This is a genomic window from Desulforamulus profundi, from assembly GCF_002607855.1.
In genome coordinates, this window is the sequence record NZ_AWQQ01000067.1 from 25,462 (window position 1) to 41,303 (window position 15,842).

The 15,842-nt window shown below is 52.4% G+C and carries 10 protein-coding genes and 5 pseudogenes; 11 read left to right on the top strand and 4 right to left on the bottom strand.

The genetic code is table 11. The features are described from left to right. Positions 1-8 precede the first annotated feature (8 nt). The 4 genes and pseudogenes from secF (at position 9) to P378_RS11225 (ending at position 4,006) form a co-directional block, all read left to right on the top strand. Positions 9-886 (top strand): annotated as a pseudogene (secF, locus tag P378_RS11210) (protein translocase subunit SecF). Positions 887-951: 65 nt separating this feature from the next. Then, entirely contained in the window at positions 952-1,254 is a 303-nt protein-coding gene (locus P378_RS11215; RefSeq protein ID WP_099083307.1) for an ACT domain-containing protein, read from the top strand. A 20-nt stretch (positions 1,255-1,274) separates the two neighbouring features. Further along, positions 1,275-2,633: a PFL family protein gene (locus tag P378_RS11220; RefSeq protein ID WP_099083308.1), complete on the top strand. Its 1,359-nt coding sequence runs from the start codon at positions 1,275-1,277 to the stop codon at positions 2,631-2,633. Between the two features lie 447 nt (positions 2,634-3,080). Next, positions 3,081-4,006, top strand: a pseudogene (locus P378_RS11225) (RluA family pseudouridine synthase). Positions 4,007-4,029: 23 nt separating this feature from the next. Here the strand turns inward: P378_RS11225 and P378_RS19610 are convergent. After that, positions 4,030-4,188, bottom strand: a complete 159-nt coding sequence (locus P378_RS19610; protein WP_180261069.1) for a hypothetical protein — start codon at positions 4,186-4,188, stop codon at positions 4,030-4,032. A gap of 117 nt (positions 4,189-4,305) precedes the next feature. On the opposite strand from P378_RS19610, the gene P378_RS11230 reads away from it, so the two are divergent. Next, on the top strand, positions 4,306-4,599 hold the full coding sequence (locus tag P378_RS11230) for a DUF5665 domain-containing protein (protein WP_099083309.1): 294 nt from the start codon (positions 4,306-4,308) through the stop codon (positions 4,597-4,599). 3 nt (positions 4,600-4,602) lie between these two features. Here the strand turns inward: P378_RS11230 and P378_RS11235 are convergent, their stop codons facing one another. The 3 genes and pseudogenes from P378_RS11235 to P378_RS11245 form a co-directional block, all read right to left on the bottom strand. Further along, positions 4,603-5,058: a DUF441 domain-containing protein gene (locus P378_RS11235; protein WP_099083310.1), complete on the bottom strand. Its 456-nt coding sequence runs from the start codon at positions 5,056-5,058 to the stop codon at positions 4,603-4,605. 180 nt (positions 5,059-5,238) lie between these two features. Beyond that, a pseudogene (gene comA, locus P378_RS11240) lies at positions 5,239-6,056 on the bottom strand (phosphosulfolactate synthase). A 149-nt stretch (positions 6,057-6,205) separates the two neighbouring features. Then, positions 6,206-7,642 carry an MFS transporter gene (locus P378_RS11245; RefSeq protein WP_238473141.1) on the bottom strand — a complete coding sequence of 479 codons (1,437 nt, stop codon included), beginning with the start codon at positions 7,640-7,642 and terminating at the stop codon, positions 6,206-6,208. Positions 7,643-7,732: 90 nt separating this feature from the next. Between P378_RS11245 and P378_RS11250 the strand changes: the two genes are divergently transcribed. From P378_RS11250 to carB, 6 genes and pseudogenes are all read left to right on the top strand, one after another. Next, positions 7,733-8,008, top strand: a complete 276-nt coding sequence (locus P378_RS11250) for a YqhV family protein (RefSeq protein WP_099083311.1) — start codon at positions 7,733-7,735, stop codon at positions 8,006-8,008. Positions 8,009-8,406: 398 nt separating this feature from the next. Next, positions 8,407-8,913, top strand: a complete 507-nt coding sequence (pyrR, locus tag P378_RS11260) for a bifunctional pyr operon transcriptional regulator/uracil phosphoribosyltransferase PyrR (RefSeq protein ID WP_143338473.1) — start codon at positions 8,407-8,409, stop codon at positions 8,911-8,913. Between the two features lie 241 nt (positions 8,914-9,154). Next, complete coding sequence (locus P378_RS11265) at positions 9,155-10,093, top strand: aspartate carbamoyltransferase catalytic subunit (RefSeq protein WP_099083312.1); 939 nt, start codon at positions 9,155-9,157, stop codon at positions 10,091-10,093. Beyond that, positions 10,077-11,363: a dihydroorotase gene (locus P378_RS11270; RefSeq protein WP_099083313.1), complete on the top strand. Its 1,287-nt coding sequence runs from the start codon at positions 10,077-10,079 to the stop codon at positions 11,361-11,363. The genes P378_RS11265 and P378_RS11270 overlap by 17 nt, the downstream gene beginning before the upstream one ends. A 79-nt stretch (positions 11,364-11,442) precedes the next feature. Continuing rightward, a pseudogene (carA, locus tag P378_RS11275) lies at positions 11,443-12,521 on the top strand (glutamine-hydrolyzing carbamoyl-phosphate synthase small subunit). 13 nt (positions 12,522-12,534) lie between these two features. Then, a pseudogene (gene carB, locus P378_RS11280) lies at positions 12,535-15,764 on the top strand (carbamoyl-phosphate synthase large subunit). Positions 15,765-15,842: the final 78 nt, after the last annotated feature.

Below are 15,842 nucleotides of genomic sequence, written 5' to 3' on the forward strand. Positions count from 1 at the left end.
TAAAAAGCATGTTTCACATTATAAAAACACGTAAACTATTTTACATTCTCTCCCTGGCCATTCTCATTCTTGGTATAGGCTCCCTGTTTACCCAGGGTTTGAATCTGGGCATTGACTTCACCGGCGGTAACCTGGTTGAACTCCAGTTTAAAAAGCCGACTTCTGCAGAGAATGTTCGGGCTGCTCTGGCCGAGTATAAATTGCAGGACAGCAAGGTACAAAGCAGTGGAGAAAATACCTATCTGATCAGAACAAAAGTGATGTCCCAGCAAGAAAGTGACAAGGCCTTTACCGGTATTAGCGAAAAACTGGGCGGCGCACCATGCTGCGGAATGAACTGGTTGGTCCGGTGATCGGTAAGGAACTGACCCGGCAGGCCCTGCTGGCCCTGGGGATCGCTTCCGTATTAATGGTTCTTTATATTACCTGGCGGTTTGAGTTTCTGCAGGCCGTTGCCGCCATCGGAGCCCTGCTGCATGATGTGTTTGTGATGGTGGGTCTGGCCTCGCTTTTGCAAATTGAAATTGACAGTTCCTTCGTGGCAGCTGTCTTAACCATTATCGGTTATTCCATTAACGACACCATTGTAATCTTTGACCGTATTCGGGAGAACCTGCGGCAGAACCGGAAAGAGGACCTGGCCGACATGGCGAACAAGTCCCTCTGGCAGACCATGGCACGTTCCATCAACACTGTATTAACCGTGGTATTTGTTCTTCTGGCCCTGTTCTTCTTTGGCGGCAGTACCATTCACAACTTTGTCACCCTGTTACTGATCGGTATTATCAGCGGCGCTTATTCCTCCATCTTTATTGCCGGACCGGTATGGTACGACTTAAGAAGGATGCAAAAAGAACGCAAGCGTTCCGTAAAGGCTGCTGCTTAAAACAAGATAAGTGCGCGGGGAACACCCTCGCGCTAATTTTTTATCTATTCGGAGGAGGAAACATTATGCTGGAACATCTTTCTGCTGAACAACCCCGTAACCGTATCATTGTCACCGTCATCGGACAAGACACCGTTGGTATTATTGCCAGGGTGTCCGGTATCCTGGCGGAAAATAATGTGAACATCCTGGATATCAGCCAGACCATTTTGCAAGAGTTTTTTGCCATGGTCATGATTGCCGATATGCAGAAGAGTACCATTGACCTGGGTGTTTTAAAGGAAAAGCTTACTGACCTGGGCAAAGAGATGTGTGTAAAGATTGATGCCCAGCACGAGGATGTATTCCGCTACATGCATCGAATCTAAGACTGCATTAGGAGGGCCATATGTATAGTATAAATGAAGTTCTGGAAACCATTCGTATGGTACAGGAAGAAAAATTTGACATCCGCACCATTACCATGGGCATCAGCCTGAGGGACTGCGCGGACTCCGATTATAAAAAGTCCTGTCAAAAAATATACGATAAAATTACCGCCCGGGCTGCCAACCTGGTGCGGGCCGGCGAAGAAATTGAACGGGAGTACGGCATTCCCATCATTAATAAGCGCATTTCGGTAACCCCAGTCTCCCTGGTGGCTGAAAGCAGCGACGCCGAAAATTATACAGCCTTTGCCGAAGCCATGGACCGGGCAGCCAAAGAAGTCGGCGTCAATTTTATCGGCGGTTTCTCCGCCCTGGTCCACAAGGGCTTCACCAAAGGGGACCGTATTTTGATCAATTCCATTCCTGAAGCACTTTCCACCACTGAGAGAGTCTGCTCATCCGTTAACGTTGGTTCCACCAAGGACGGCATTAACATGGATGCAGTTTACCGCATGGGGCAAATCGTCAAGGAATGCGCCGAACGCACTGCCGATAAAGACGGTCTGGCCTGCGCCAAGCTGGTGGTATTTTGTAACGTCCCCGAGGACAACCCCTTTATGGCCGGCGCCTTTCACGGTATCGGGGAGCCCGAGTGTGTCATCAACGTAGGCGTCAGCGGCCCCGGTGTGGTTAAAAACGCCGTGGAAAAGGTGAAAGGCAGCGATTTTGGCACCCTGGCGGAGACCGTGAAGAAGACCGCCTTTAAGATCACCCGGATGGGTGAACTGGTGGGCCGGGCTGCCGCCAAAAAACTGGATGTACCCTTTGGCATTGTGGACCTGTCCCTGGCACCCACGCCCGCCGTGGGAGACAGTGTAGCGGAAGTCCTGGAAGCCATGGGACTGGAAATCTGCGGCACCCACGGCACCACAGCTGCCCTGGCCCTGTTGAACGACGCGGTGAAAAAGGGCGGAGCCATGGCTTCCTCCTACGTGGGGGGCCTCTCCGGCGCCTTTATCCCCCTCAGTGAAGATGCCGGCATGATCCGTGCCGCCGAGAAGGGCGTGCTGACCCTGGAAAAGCTGGAGGCCATGACCTGTGTCTGCTCGGTGGGGCTTGACATGATTGCCATTCCGGGCGATACTTCGGCGGAAACCATTGCGGCCATCATTGCCGATGAAATGGCCATTGGCATGGTCAATTTCAAAACCACAGCGGTGCGCATCATTCCTGCTCCCGGCAAAGCGATCGGGGACCACGTGGAGTTCGGCGGTTTGCTTGGACACGCCCCCATCATCCCGGTAAAAACAGCCGCAGCGGTAGAATTTGTCTCCCGGGGAGGACGCATCCCGGCGCCCATACAGAGCCTGAAAAATTAATCTGAAAGCAAAACGACAACTATCAAAGAGGACAGAAGTTTCGAAGTGATCAGACCCCAAAAACCAGAAGCAAATCGACCGCTAACAAAAGAGGACATGCCCCCAGGAATATATATTAAACAAACCCTGTACAGGCAGACTGGCTTTTCCAAAAATTGAGCGGTAAATAATATTTTTAGTAAAACAATCATGAAAGTTGCGAGAACGTAGCGTTGGAAATGCCAGGCTGCCGTTCGCTAACGCATGGATTAAAACAAAACACGACTTATGTCGGTATAAATAATAACTAATTTTTGCATAAGGCTTGAATCCTCATAGTTTTAGGGATTCAATAAGCCTTTTTTGTTTTTATGCAGAGTAAAGAATAATCAAAATCCCAGTCATAAAATTTCGATCTCCAACGATTGTATGCTATAATTTGCTATATCTTATTCCCGAGGTGTTTCTGTGGAATCCTATACCTTTGAAATTGATCAAGAAAACGCAAAAACTCGGTTGGACGTTTTTTTAACCAATCATTGTCATAATATAAGCCGGTCCTACGTTCAAAAACTGATCGAAGAGGGTCTGGTGTCGGTTAACGACCGACCGGCTAAGGCCAACCATAAACTGAAAGCCGGGGAAACTGTCACCATTGAAATCCCGCCGGCGGAGGAATTGAGAGCGGAACCGGAAAACATTCCGTTGGACATCTACTATGAAGACAGCGATGTCATCGTGGTGAACAAGCCCAGGGGATGGTGGTTCACCCGGCGGAGGGTAATACCTCCGGCACTTTGGTGAACGCATTGTTGTACCATTGTAAAGATTTGTCCGGCATTAACGGTGTGCTGCGCCCCGGCATTGTCCACCGGTTGGATAAAGATACCTCGGGGCTAATTATGGCAGCCAAAAATGATCAAGCCCATTATTCGCTGACAGAACAGTTACAGGAAAGAACAGTAACCAGACGGTACCGGGCCCTGGTTCATAAAAACATTAAAGAAGAGCAAGGTACGGTAAATGCACCCATTGGCCGAGACCCCAGGGACAGGCAGAAGATGGCGGTCATTGAACGGAACTCCAAACCTGCAGTAACCTATTACAGGGTACTGGAACGCTTTGGCGATTATACCTTTATTGAATGTCGCCTGGAAACCGGGCGAACGCACCAGATCCGAGTTCACATGACCTATATCGGCTACCCCCTGGTTGGAGACCCCAAGTATGGCCCCGGTAAACCGCATTTTGACCTGTGCGGACAATTATTACATGCCATGGTACTGGGATTTCACCATCCTTCTACCGGAGAATACCTGGAATTCACCGCCCCTTTACCGGAGGTTTTTGAAAACGTATTAAACAAATTAAGACAATCCACAACACTTCGTTAAAAAAACACCGTATTCATAGAGTTTTAACCGGCAAACCCAGGGATTACACTCCTGGGTTTGTTGTGTTTGTTTGCCAGCATAATAGGATTTTCCTTTTGGTTCCCCAGCAGTTCACCGAGTCTCTGGGTGACCTTCAACCCGCCGCAACCTGCTCCTAATATAACAATGTTTCCCTCTCTCACAGGTAAAACCTCCCTAAACGTAACCCTTGACACTATTGTGACCGGAAAGCCCGCTGATCATGAAAGTTGTCGATAAAAAAGCCTCCCCTGGGAACAATAAACCACGGGAGGTTTTTTATGGAACAGGTTAAAGGAGAATTGTGTTCATTAAGGGACAGAATTGATGAGCTGGCCAGGAATATGGAAAAAATGAAGCTGGCCGAGTATGTGGAACTGTTGGAGGACACCCGGCGACTCCTGTGGGTGAACTTTATTTCCGGCATCGCCCGTGGTTTGGGGATTGCGGTGGGCTTTACTATTTTGGGTGCGGTTGTGCTTTATTTCTTGCAAAAATTATTGCTTTTAAATTTGCCGGTGGTTGGGGGGTTCATTGCCCAGATCGTACAAATGGTGCAAATAAAAATGTACTGATTGTTAACGAAACCAGTTGAGCACTTCAATAAAAAGGGCGGCAACCCCGGCGGCCATCAAGGGACCCACCGGTTGACCGTTAAAGAACAGAATACCGATGACAGAGCCAGCAATGAGGCCGAAAATAATTCCCGGGTCAATTTGCATGAGTTTGAGCCCTTCATTGTTTAAATGGGTGGCCAGTGCTCCGGCGATGATGGCCAGCAGACCGGGTAAAGAGGTGACATTATAAAGAAGTTCCCGGGTTGTTACCCTGTCCGTGGCGATGGGGACAAGGATGGAAAGGAGCAAAAAAACCAAACCCAGTTCCAGCCCGTGGGTTTCCAGGTAGGGAAACAGAAAATCCAGTTTGCTGAACTGCAGGACCAGCAGGATACAGGCACAGGTGGAAATTAGGCTTGACTTGGCTGCAAGACCGATTAACAGCAAAATCACCATGGTGGTTTCGCCGGTGTGCATCATCATTGCTCCTTTACGATGGACAGGATTACTACAGTATATGCGTCCATGACGGACGCTAGCACGAAGGGGGACAATCAGGGCAAGATGATTTAATAATTAAATAGAATTGTGCCTGTTCAATCGAAAGCTCCTATCCTATGTTAAACCCTTGGGTTTTATAGTAGGAGCTTGTTAAAATTAATCTATCTTTTTTCTTTGTAAAACGGCTTTCAACGTATCCGCCCGGAGCCCCACCCGCAGGGCTTCCAGGGCAAATATTTCATGGGGGTTCACATTGCCAATGTTGACATTGGGACCAAACCGGATAATCAGTTCCTGCTGTTGTTCTTTGAGGGGGGCTTCCCAGATTAACCGGGTGGCATCACCGATGCTGTGGACCAGTTCTTCCAGGTCGGAGAGGATGAGGTTACCTTCCTTGTCATAAAGCCCCACAGCCTTTCCGGATTCCCGGCCCTCCACAATGACATGGGAAGCCCCGCAGACCAGATCGTGATTCACTAACTGAACGATTTTTTAATTTCAAATTCGTCATTGGGATCCTTTTTACCAACCTCGCTGAGGACTTTAAAACCCATTTCAACTGCCGTGATGATGGCTTCCGCACGAATTTTCAGACTCAGGTCAATGGTGCCGTCCGAGACTTCGATCGCTGTGAACCCGAAGTCCCGGGCCATTGCCAGATATTGCCTGAGCTTGTCCTGAAGAACCGCTACTTCTAAAAAGGTACCGCCAGGGTAGATATCCACTCCGTGGGAACTGACCAGATGAATTTTTTCCTCCAGTACTTCATTGTAATACAGGGCAGAGGTACCGAAACCCAGCTTAAAAAAATCAATATAATCTCCTGCCAGATTGAGCAGGTCCCGGGTTTCTCCAAGACCCAGGCCCTTGTCGATAATCATGGTTAAACCTGTGCTACGTGGCTTGCTAAAACGGTCCCCCAGTGGAAACTGCAGCAGTTCCTGCCACGTTTTTTTCGCCCCGCTGATGGTCATCAGGCTAACAACTCCTTTCGCGGGCTCGCCTTTTTTAACGAGATCCGTCTGACACCTCCTGACATTCCCGTACAGTTGGAGTGTTCCACCTGAGTTTAATCTATGCGAACATTCATAAAGAGGTCACTGGTTTTGGGCGTCGCCATTATTTACCTGTCCACCCTCATTTCCCCTCCGGGCAACAGGCATCGGTTTACGGGCCACAACAGAAGCCCTGGGCCACCAGGCCAGGCTGTTATAGATGAAGGCCGGCTGCGCCACCGGGTCAACCACGGTTTTTTGGCTTGTTTTTCCTTGGCCTGCTTGTTGCCATCTTCCTGGGAAGCCTTGAGCGCTTTCACCTTGATGAAAAAGAAGGCCAGGACCGCTGCCACCACCGCCAGTCCGGCGGAGGCCCAAAATATAATATCCGGCCCGATGCCTACCAGCCAGCCGAACAGGGGAGGCCCTGCGGCCACACCCAGAAAACGTACGCTGCCGTATAAAGAGGTTACCAGACCCCGTTCATCCTTGTCCGTGGAACTGGTGATCAAAGTATTTAAACAGGGGAGCACCAGTCCGGTGCCGATACCGGCTGATGAAATGCCGGCAAAAAAGGCATATACATTATTAAACAGGGGCAGCGTGACCAGCGAGGCGGCAATCAAGCCATGCCCGATCACCACCAGCCACTTCATGAGCTCCACCTGTTTCTTAATCAGCGCACCGGTGATATAAGAGGTGATGCTCATAAACAGAACCGGTATGGCCAGGGCCGCGCCTTTAAGGACACCGTCCATGCCGAATTTTGTCTCCAAATAATCCGACAGATAAAATAAAACGCCAAAGAGGATGAGGAGAGCTACCGATCCTGCAAAAAAACTGCTCAGTAACAATGGAGATTTCTTTTTAAAGATTTTTTTGATGGAGCCAATATATTGTTTAACTCCCTTTGGTTCCTTTTGAGCTTCGGGCTCCCTGGTAAGAAACCAGACACCCAAAATGACCACCGCAATGACAATGGGGAAAAAGAAAAAAATGGCCCACCAGGCGATAAGGCCTACCAGAGAACCCAGAATGGGGCTGGACACTTTGCCCATGCCGTTGGAGGCTTCAATAACACCTAAGGATTTGGCCCTATCTTTCCCTTTCCACAGGTCACCGCAAAAAGCCATCGCAATGGGGGCGGTGCCGGCGGCGCCGATCCCCTGAATGACCCTGCCGCCTAAAATCCAGGGAAAGGCATTTTCTTTAAAAAGCAGGGCGGCAGCACCCGCCAGCAGGCCTCCCAGTGCATACAAAAAAAGTCCGGGAATAATAACTTTTTTGCGCCCAAAACGATCGGACAGAAATCCTGCAATGGGAATCACCAGCCCGGCCGGTACTGAAAAAAGGGTTATGATTAAACTGATTTGCATTTGGGAGACCCCGAGGGATTTTGCCATTTTTGGCAGTACAGGAATCAGCATGGAGTTTCCCAATACCATAATCAAAGGGACCCCAGCCAGGGCTGCCAGGGTAAATTTGTTCACTTCATCTCCTTTATTTCCGGCGGCGGCTGCCTGCGACAAGAGAATCACGTCCTTTATCAAAAAGATCGGCAACATGTATTTTGTCTCTGCTGGCTTATTGCTATGCATTTCAACTAGCCCCGCCGCATATCTAAGTAAAGGAACAGATGGTAACGGAGGGATATTATGTTTTTTGTTACAGATAAGATTGTTTTCGCAATGGCCATGCTGCGTTGCCTTTCAGCCAGTATTGAGCTGACGGCAGCCCTGTTGATGCTGAAATTTGGCAGGGTTGAAACAGCTTTAAAAATAAATGCCGTACTGGCCATGGTGGGACCAAGCATTATGGTGCTGGTAACCATTTTGGGGCTGGTGGGCCTGGCAGGCAAGGTTTCCTTAAGCAAACTGGGAATTATTTTTTCGGGAGTTTTACTGATTTTTTATGGCATCAGTCGACCCTAAAAATGGCCTTTCATGTAAAACAGGCAAAATCCTTTGGCGCCACAAGGGATGAGATTATCCGGCGCCGTTCTGGTAGGTCTACCCGCTGCAGGAAATGTCGTTATGCAATCTTTACCAGCGGCACTGGAAGCCTTCGACGAAGAATAATATTTCTCACTTCCAATCTCTCACCTCCTACATCTCAATTGACAGGGCTGTCTTTGGGTGGTAAACTTATACCAGCAAAACCTTTAATTTGGTCCAGAGAGGCCGGTAAGGAACATAGAGAACCTCAATTAGGGTTAAACTATGCATGCTTACCGTAACCGGTAAGCATTTTTAGTGTGTATTCTTGGAGGTGTCCTTGGCATGAATGAACGTGATTTAAAGGAAAAAGCCAGATACTGGACGATAAGGGTATGAGAAGGGCCATGGTCCGGATTGCCCATGAAATTATCGAGCGGAACAAAGGCGTGGAAAATGTCGCTTTAATCGGCGTGCGGCGCCGTGGGGTTCCCCTGGCCCAGCGTCTGGCCAAGCATATCAGTGACATTGAAGGGGCCACAGTGCCGGTGGGGATTTTGGATATCACCCTGTACCGGGACGATTTAACCACCCTGGCCAATCAACCGCAGGTCCATCAAACCGAAGTCAAATTCCCGGTCACCGGCAAAAAGCTGGTGCTGGTGGACGATGTTCTGTATACCGGACGCACCGTGCGGGCCGCTTTGGATGCAATCATGGATCTGGGCAGACCGGAAGTGGTGCAGCTGGCGGTTTTAATTGATCGCGGCCACCGTGAGATTCCCATCCGGGCGGATTACGTGGGCAAAAATGTTCCCACTTCCCGCAAGGAGGTCATTTCCGTCCGGTTAAAGGAAATTGACGACGAAGAAAGAGTTGTCATTTTGGAAGGAACAGAATAGAATCCCTGAAATACCTTTAAAAGCGGTCCAGAGAGGCCGGCAAGGTGATCCCCGGGCAGGGGATTCAGGCGGAGACGTACCCAAATTTTTGGGTGCAGCCAAATTGCCGGCCTCAGCCAGGTTTTTATAACCTGGTTGAGGCCTTTTCATTTCTACGCGTCTGATGATTTAACTCTTTAAGGATGACAGTATAAAATACTGTCAGAATGGATGATAGTATAAAACAGAGGAGGGCTGAGACATGTTTTGGCAAAGAAAAGACCTGCTGGGGCTCAGGCAGTTGACACCGGAGGAAATTAACCTGGTGCTGGATACTGCGGTGCCCATGAAAGAAATTATCGGCAGAAAAATTAAAAAAACACCAACCCTGCGGGGACGCAGTATGGTGACCTTGTTTTATGAGAACAGTACCAGAACCAGAACCTCCTTTGATTTAGCGGCCAAGTTTCTCAGTGCCGATACAGTGGGGCTGTCTGCTTCCAGCAGTTCGGTGGCTAAGGGAGAAAGTCTGCGGGATACCGGCCTTACCCTGACGGCCATGGGCGTGGATGTGGTGGTCCTGCGGCACCCGGCCAGCGGCGCTGCCGAATACCTGGCCAGGTGTATTCCGGCGGCGGTGATCAATGCCGGGGACGGCACCCACGAGCATCCTACCCAGGCACTGCTGGACATGTTTGCCATCCGGGAAAAGAAGGGAAGTTTTGCAGGTCTCAAGGTGGCCATTGTGGGAGACATCCTGCACAGCCGGGTGGCCAGGTCCAACATCTGGGGCTTGACCAAGATGGGGGCCGAAGTGAGGGTGGTAGGCCCTGCCACCTTGCTGCCTGCGGAGATCGAACAAATGGGAGCCCGGGTGTATACCGAACTGGACGCTGCCCTGGAGGGGGTCGATGTGGTCAATGTGCTGCGCATCCAACTGGAAAGACAGCAGCAGGGATTATTCCCCTCCATCCGGGAGTACAGCCGGCTCTTTGGCATCAACCAGCGCAGGTTGGAACGGACCGCGCCGGATGCCTTGATTCTGCACCCGGGTCCCATGAACCGGGGCGTCGAGATTGATCCCCAGGTGGCTTACGGCAGCCGGTCGGTCATTACTGAACAGGTGACCAACGGTGTAGCGGTACGTATGGCGCTTTTGTACCTGTTAACGGGGGGTGAACACAGTGCGATATCTAATTAAAGGCGGGGTCGTTGTAGACCCCGTGTCCGAAAAACTGTTTGAGTCAGATCTAATTGTAGAGAACGGCAGCATTGTTGAAATCGGCAGGGAACTAAAGGACCCACAGACGGAAATCATCGATGCCGGTGGCCGGTATGTCTGCCCGGGACTGCTGGACATGCATGTCCACCTGCGGGAACCGGGGTATGAATATAAAGAAAATATTCAAAGCGGCACCCGGGCAGCGGCCATGGGCGGCTTTACCGCGGTGGCCTGCATGCCCAATACCAACCCGGTGGCGGACAATGCGGCAGTGATTAACCTTATAAAACAGAAGGCCGGTAATGCCGCCGCCAGGGTTTATCCCATCGGAGCGCTGACCAAGGGTTCCCAGGGGAAAGAGTTGACGGAAATGGCGGATCTGAAGGCTGCCGGGGCAGTGGCCCTATCCGATGACGGCCAGCCGGTGATGGATGCCGGTATCATGCACAGGGTGATGCAGTATGCGGCCATGCTGGGGCTGACGGTGATCTCCCATTGTGAGGATTTGAGCCTGGCCGCCGGCGGGCAGATGCATGAAGGTGTTGTGTCCACCATGCTGGGCCTTAAGGGGATTCCCGCCGCCGCTGAAGAGGTGATGGTGGCCAGGGATATTCTGCTGGCGGAGGCCACCGGCTGCCGGCTGCACCTGGCCCATATCAGCACTGCGGGCAGCGTGCGGCTGGTGAGGGAGGCCAAGGCCCGGGGCATCAAGGTGTCGGCGGAGGTTACACCCCATCACTTTACCCTGACAGAGGAGGCGGTGCAGGGTTTCAATACCAACGCCAAGGTAAACCCGCCCCTGCGACGGCAGGCGGACGTGGAGGCGGTAAAAGAGGGACTAAGGGACGGCACCATCGATGTAATCGCCACCGACCATGCTCCCCATGCCTACCACGAGAAGGATGCGGAGTTTCAATACGCGCCCAACGGCTTGATCGGGCTGGAAACCGCCGTGGGCCTGGTCTTTACGAAGTTGGTGCAGCCCGGCATTCTCACGGTACCCCAGGCGGTGGCGAAACTCAGCTGGCATCCCAGGCAGGTGCTGGGCCTGCCCGGGGGTAACCTGCAGCCCGGCGCGGTGGCGGATATCACCATCCTTGATCCCAACTTGAGCGAGGTGGTGGACCCGACCAAACTGCAGAGCAAAAGCAAGAACACTCCCTTTGTCCGGTGGAAATTAACGGGACTGCCGGTCACAACCATGGTAAATAGCAAAATAATTATGCAGGAAAGACGGCTCCTGGTGTAGAAATAAGTAGTAGATAATTATACAAATTACTGTATAATTATACAATACGGCAAACAAATGACGGAGGTGTCTTTGCATAATGCAAGCATATTTAGTTTTGGAAGACGGAACCGTTTTTAACGGCAAGGCCTTTGGCGCCACCGGCGAGCAGTGGGGAGAAGTGGTTTTTAACACCGGCATGACCGGTTATCAGGAGGTCCTAACCGACCCGTCCTACTGCGGGCAGATTGTGGTCATGACCTACCCGCTGATCGGTAATTACGGTATTAATAAAGATGATTTTGAGGCCAAGAGCTCCTTTGTCCGGGGCTTTGTGGTGAAAGAGGAATGCAACCGTCCCAGCAACTGGCGGGTCAGCAACAAGATCGATGAATTTCTGGCCCGGGAGGGTGTCATCGGTATTTCCGGTATCGACACCCGGGCCTTAACCAGACGCATTCGCAACCACGGTACCATGCGGGGCATCATCAGCACCGGGGCCGTGGACCCCCGGGAACTGGTGGAGAAGGCAAAAAACTGCCCGCACATTTCCGGTCAGGAACTGGTGCCCACCGTGGCCACCAAAGAGATCTATACCGTACCCGGCAGCGGCCACCGGGTGGTGCTGATGGACTTTGGCGCCAAAGCCAACATCGTGCGCTGCCTGAACAACCGGGACTGTGAAGTGGTGGTGGTACCGCCCACCACCGGCGTGGCAGAAATTCTCGCCTTAAACCCCAAAGGCATTATGTTGTCCAACGGCCCCGGGGACCCCACCGATGTACCTATGCCATTGAGACCGTAAGAAATCTCATTGGCAAGCTGCCCATCTTCGGCATCTGCCTGGGTCACCAGATTATCGGTCTGGCCGTGGGGGGCAAAACCTACAAATTAAAGTTTGGCCACCGGGGAGCCAACCACCCGGTGAAGGACCTGGCCAGCGGCCGGGTGTACATCACTTCCCAAAACCACGGTTTTGCGGTGGATAAGGACTCACTGCCCAAAGAGGTCGAGGTTTCTCATATCAATTTAAATGACGATACCGTCGAGGGGCTTTGCTATAAAAACCTGCCTGTCTTCTCGGTGCAGTACCACCCGGAGGCGGCGCCCGGCCCCATGGATTCTGAATATCTGTTTGATCGCTTCCTGGCAAATATCAATCAACATGCAGCGCAGTGAAGGGAGGTTACCCATGCCCAAAAAGCAGGGGATTAAAAAAGTACTGGTGATCGGCTCCGGACCCATTGTCATCGGCCAGGCGGCAGAGTTTGACTACGCCGGCACCCAGGCCTGCCGTGCCCTGAGGGAGGAAGGTCTGGAAGTGGTGCTGGTGAACTCCAACCCCGCCACCATCATGACGGATGCCAATATGGCCGATAAGATTTATATCGAACCACTGACACCACAATTCGTTACCAGAGTCATCCGGCAGGAAAAGCCGGACGGCTTGCTGCCGACCCTGGGCGGACAGGTGGGGCTTAATATTGCCCTGCAGCTGGCCGAGCAGGGGATCCTGGATGAAGAAGGGGTCACCATGCTGGGGACGCCTTTGGATGCGATCCGCAAGGCAGAAGACAGGGAAATGTTTAAGCTGATGATGGAACAGATCGGCGAGCCGGTGCCGGAAAGCACCATTGTTTGTTCGGTGCGGGAAGCGGTGGAGTTTGCCGATGCCATTGGCTACCCGGTCATCGTGCGACCGGCGTACACCCTGGGCGGCACCGGCGGCGGCATTGCCAAAAGCCGGGATGAGCTAAAGGCAGTGGCCATTCGAGGCCTCAAGCACAGCTTGATCGGTCAGATCCTGGTGGAACGCAGCGTAGCCGGTTGGAAAGAAATTGAGTATGAAGTGATGCGGGACAGTGCGGACAACTGCATCACCGTTTGCAATATGGAAAACATCGACCGGTGGGTGTCCACACCGGGGACAGCATTGTGGTGGCGCCCTCCCAAACTCTTAGCGACCGGGAGTACCAGATGCTGCGCAGTGCTTCTCTGAAAATCATCCGGGCCCTGGGCATCGAGGGGGGCTGCAACGTGCAGTTTGCCCTGGACCCGCACAGCTTTAAATATATTGTTATTGAAGTGAACCCCAGGGTGTCCCGTTCCTCGGCCCTGGCATCCAAAGCCACCGGTTATCCCATCGCCAAGGTGGCGGCCAAAATTGCCATCGGCCTTACCCTGGACGAGATCCGCAACTCGGTGACCGGTAAAACCTATGCCTGCTTTGAACCTACCCTGGATTACGTGGTGGTGAAGTATCCCCGCTGGCCCTTTGACAAGTTTACCGGGGCGGACCGGTCCCTGGGCACCCAGATGAAAGCCACCGGGGAGGTCATGTCCATCGACCGCACCTTTGAGGCAGCCCTGATGAAGGCCATCCGCTCGCTGGAAGTGGGGATTTACGGCCTGCAGCTGCCGGAGATGGCCGGGATGTCCCAGGAGGAGTTGGAAAACAAGGTGGCGAAGGCAGAAGACCAGCGGTTGTCTGCTGTGGCCGAGTTTTTCCGGCGGGGCGGCCAAGTAAGGCGGGTCCACGAACTCAGCGGCATCGACGTATTCTTTTTGGATAAAATCCAGGAAGTCGTTAACTTTGAACGAAAGCTTCAACAGGAGGCAGCCGCGGGCATGGACAAGCAGACTTTGCTGCAGGCTAAAAAATACGGGCTGTCGGATAAATACATTGGCATGCTAACCGGCTTATCAGAACAGCAAGTGAGGGAGTCCAGGCAGTCCTTCGGCATCGAGCCGGTCTATAAGATGGTGGACACCTGTGCCGCCGAGTTTGAAGCGGTGACACCCTACTATTACTCCTGCTACGAATCGGAAACCGAGGCAATCCCCACCGATCGGACCAAAGTGGTGGTACTGGGTTCCGGTCCCATCCGGATCGGCCAGGGAATTGAATTTGATTACTGCTCGGTGCACTCGGTCTGGGCCCTGCGGGAAGAGGGGCTCGAGGCCATTACCATCAACAACAACCCGGAGACCGTCAGCACCGACTTTGATACCGCGGACCGGCTGTATTTCGAACCCCTGGTGGTGGAAGATGTCTTAAACATCCTGGAAAAGGAAAAACCCCAGGGAGTCATTGTCCAGTTTGGCGGCCAGACCGCCATTAACCTGGCCAAACCCCTGGAGAGCGCCGGGTATCAAATCATTGGCACCTCGGTGGATGCCATCGATATTGCGGAAGACAGAAAACGGTTTGATCAATTGCTAACGCAACTAGATATTCCCAAACCTCCGGGTCGTACGGCCTTTTCGGTGAAGGAAGCAGCGGGCATCGCCGAGGAAGTTGGGTTCCCGGTGCTGGTGCGTCCCTCCTATGTACTGGGCGGGCGGGCCATGGAAATTGTTTATTCTCAGCAGGAACTGCTGTCCTATATGGAAAGGGCGGTAAAAATCACGCCGGAACACCCGGTGCTGGTGGACCGCTATATGGTGGGCCGGGAGTTTGAGGTAGATGCCATTTGTGACGGGCAGGAAGTTTTAATTCCGGGCATTATGGAACACATCGAACGGGCAGGGATCCACTCGGGGGACAGCATCGCCGTTTACCCGGCCCAGACCCTGACCCAAACCCAGAAAGAGCAAATGGTTGACTACACCGAACGCCTCGCCCTGGCCCTGGGAGTCAAGGGGCTGGTCAATATCCAGTATGTGCTGCACGAAGGGCAGGTTTATGTAATCGAGGTGAACCCCCGCTCCAGCCGGACTGTTCCCTATTTAAGTAAAGTCACCGGCATCCCCATGGTCAACCTGGCCACCAAATGTGCCCTGGGCAGGACCCTGGCAGAGATGGGTTACCGGGGTGGACTGGTGCCCGATGCCGGGCTGGTGGCGGTGAAGGCGCCGGTATTCTCCTTTGGCAAACTGCTGGATGTGGATGTTTCCCTGGGACCGGAAATGAAGTCCACCGGCGAGGTGCTGGGAGTGGACGGGGATTTCTCGGTGGCTCTGTACAAAGCCCTGCTGGCTGCCGGCACCGAGTTTCCCAAGCAGGGAACCGTACTGGCCACCATTGCCGACCGGGACAAGGAAGAGTCCCTGCCTGTGATCCAGGGTCTGGTGGAACTGGGGTACAAGGTCTGCGCCACCCGGGGCACCGCTGAATTCTTAAAGCAGCACGGCATAGAAGTAGAGGCCGTCAACAAAGTGGGCGAGGGCGGAGAAACCATTGTCGACCTGATTAAGGCCAATAAAATAAATTTAGTCATCAATACCATCAGCCGGGGCAAAGAACCCCAGCGGGACGGCTTTAAAATCCGCCGTTCGGCAGTGGAACACGGCATCCCCTGCCTGACCTCCATGGATACCGCCTGGGCCATGCTGGAGGTGCTCTACGGCATTCAGGAAGGCGAAGTACCCGATTTAATCCCCCTCCAGAACTACATCGACAAACGGCAGGAGCTCAAATAACTTAATAACAGGGTACCCGGTACCCTGTTATTAAGTTATTGGTTTGAGTATAGGTTCTTGCCAATGCTGGCATAAAAA

Excerpts from the sequence above, each read along its gene's own strand:
- P378_RS11215 (WP_099083307.1), top strand. The coding sequence starts at position 952 with ATGCTGGAACATCTTTCTGCTGAACAACCCCGTAACCGTATCATTGTC.
- P378_RS11220 (WP_099083308.1), top strand. The coding sequence starts at position 1,275 with ATGTATAGTATAAATGAAGTTCTGGAAACCATTCGTATGGTACAGGAA.
- P378_RS11230 (WP_099083309.1), top strand. The coding sequence starts at position 4,306 with ATGGAACAGGTTAAAGGAGAATTGTGTTCATTAAGGGACAGAATTGAT.
- P378_RS11235 (WP_099083310.1), bottom strand. The coding sequence starts at position 5,058 with ATGCACACCGGCGAAACCACCATGGTGATTTTGCTGTTAATCGGTCTT.
- P378_RS11245 (WP_238473141.1), bottom strand. The coding sequence starts at position 7,642 with ATGTTGCCGATCTTTTTGATAAAGGACGTGATTCTCTTGTCGCAGGCA.
- P378_RS11250 (WP_099083311.1), top strand. The coding sequence starts at position 7,733 with ATGTTTTTTGTTACAGATAAGATTGTTTTCGCAATGGCCATGCTGCGT.
- pyrR (WP_143338473.1), top strand. The coding sequence starts at position 8,407 with ATGAGAAGGGCCATGGTCCGGATTGCCCATGAAATTATCGAGCGGAAC.
- P378_RS11265 (WP_099083312.1), top strand. The coding sequence starts at position 9,155 with ATGTTTTGGCAAAGAAAAGACCTGCTGGGGCTCAGGCAGTTGACACCG.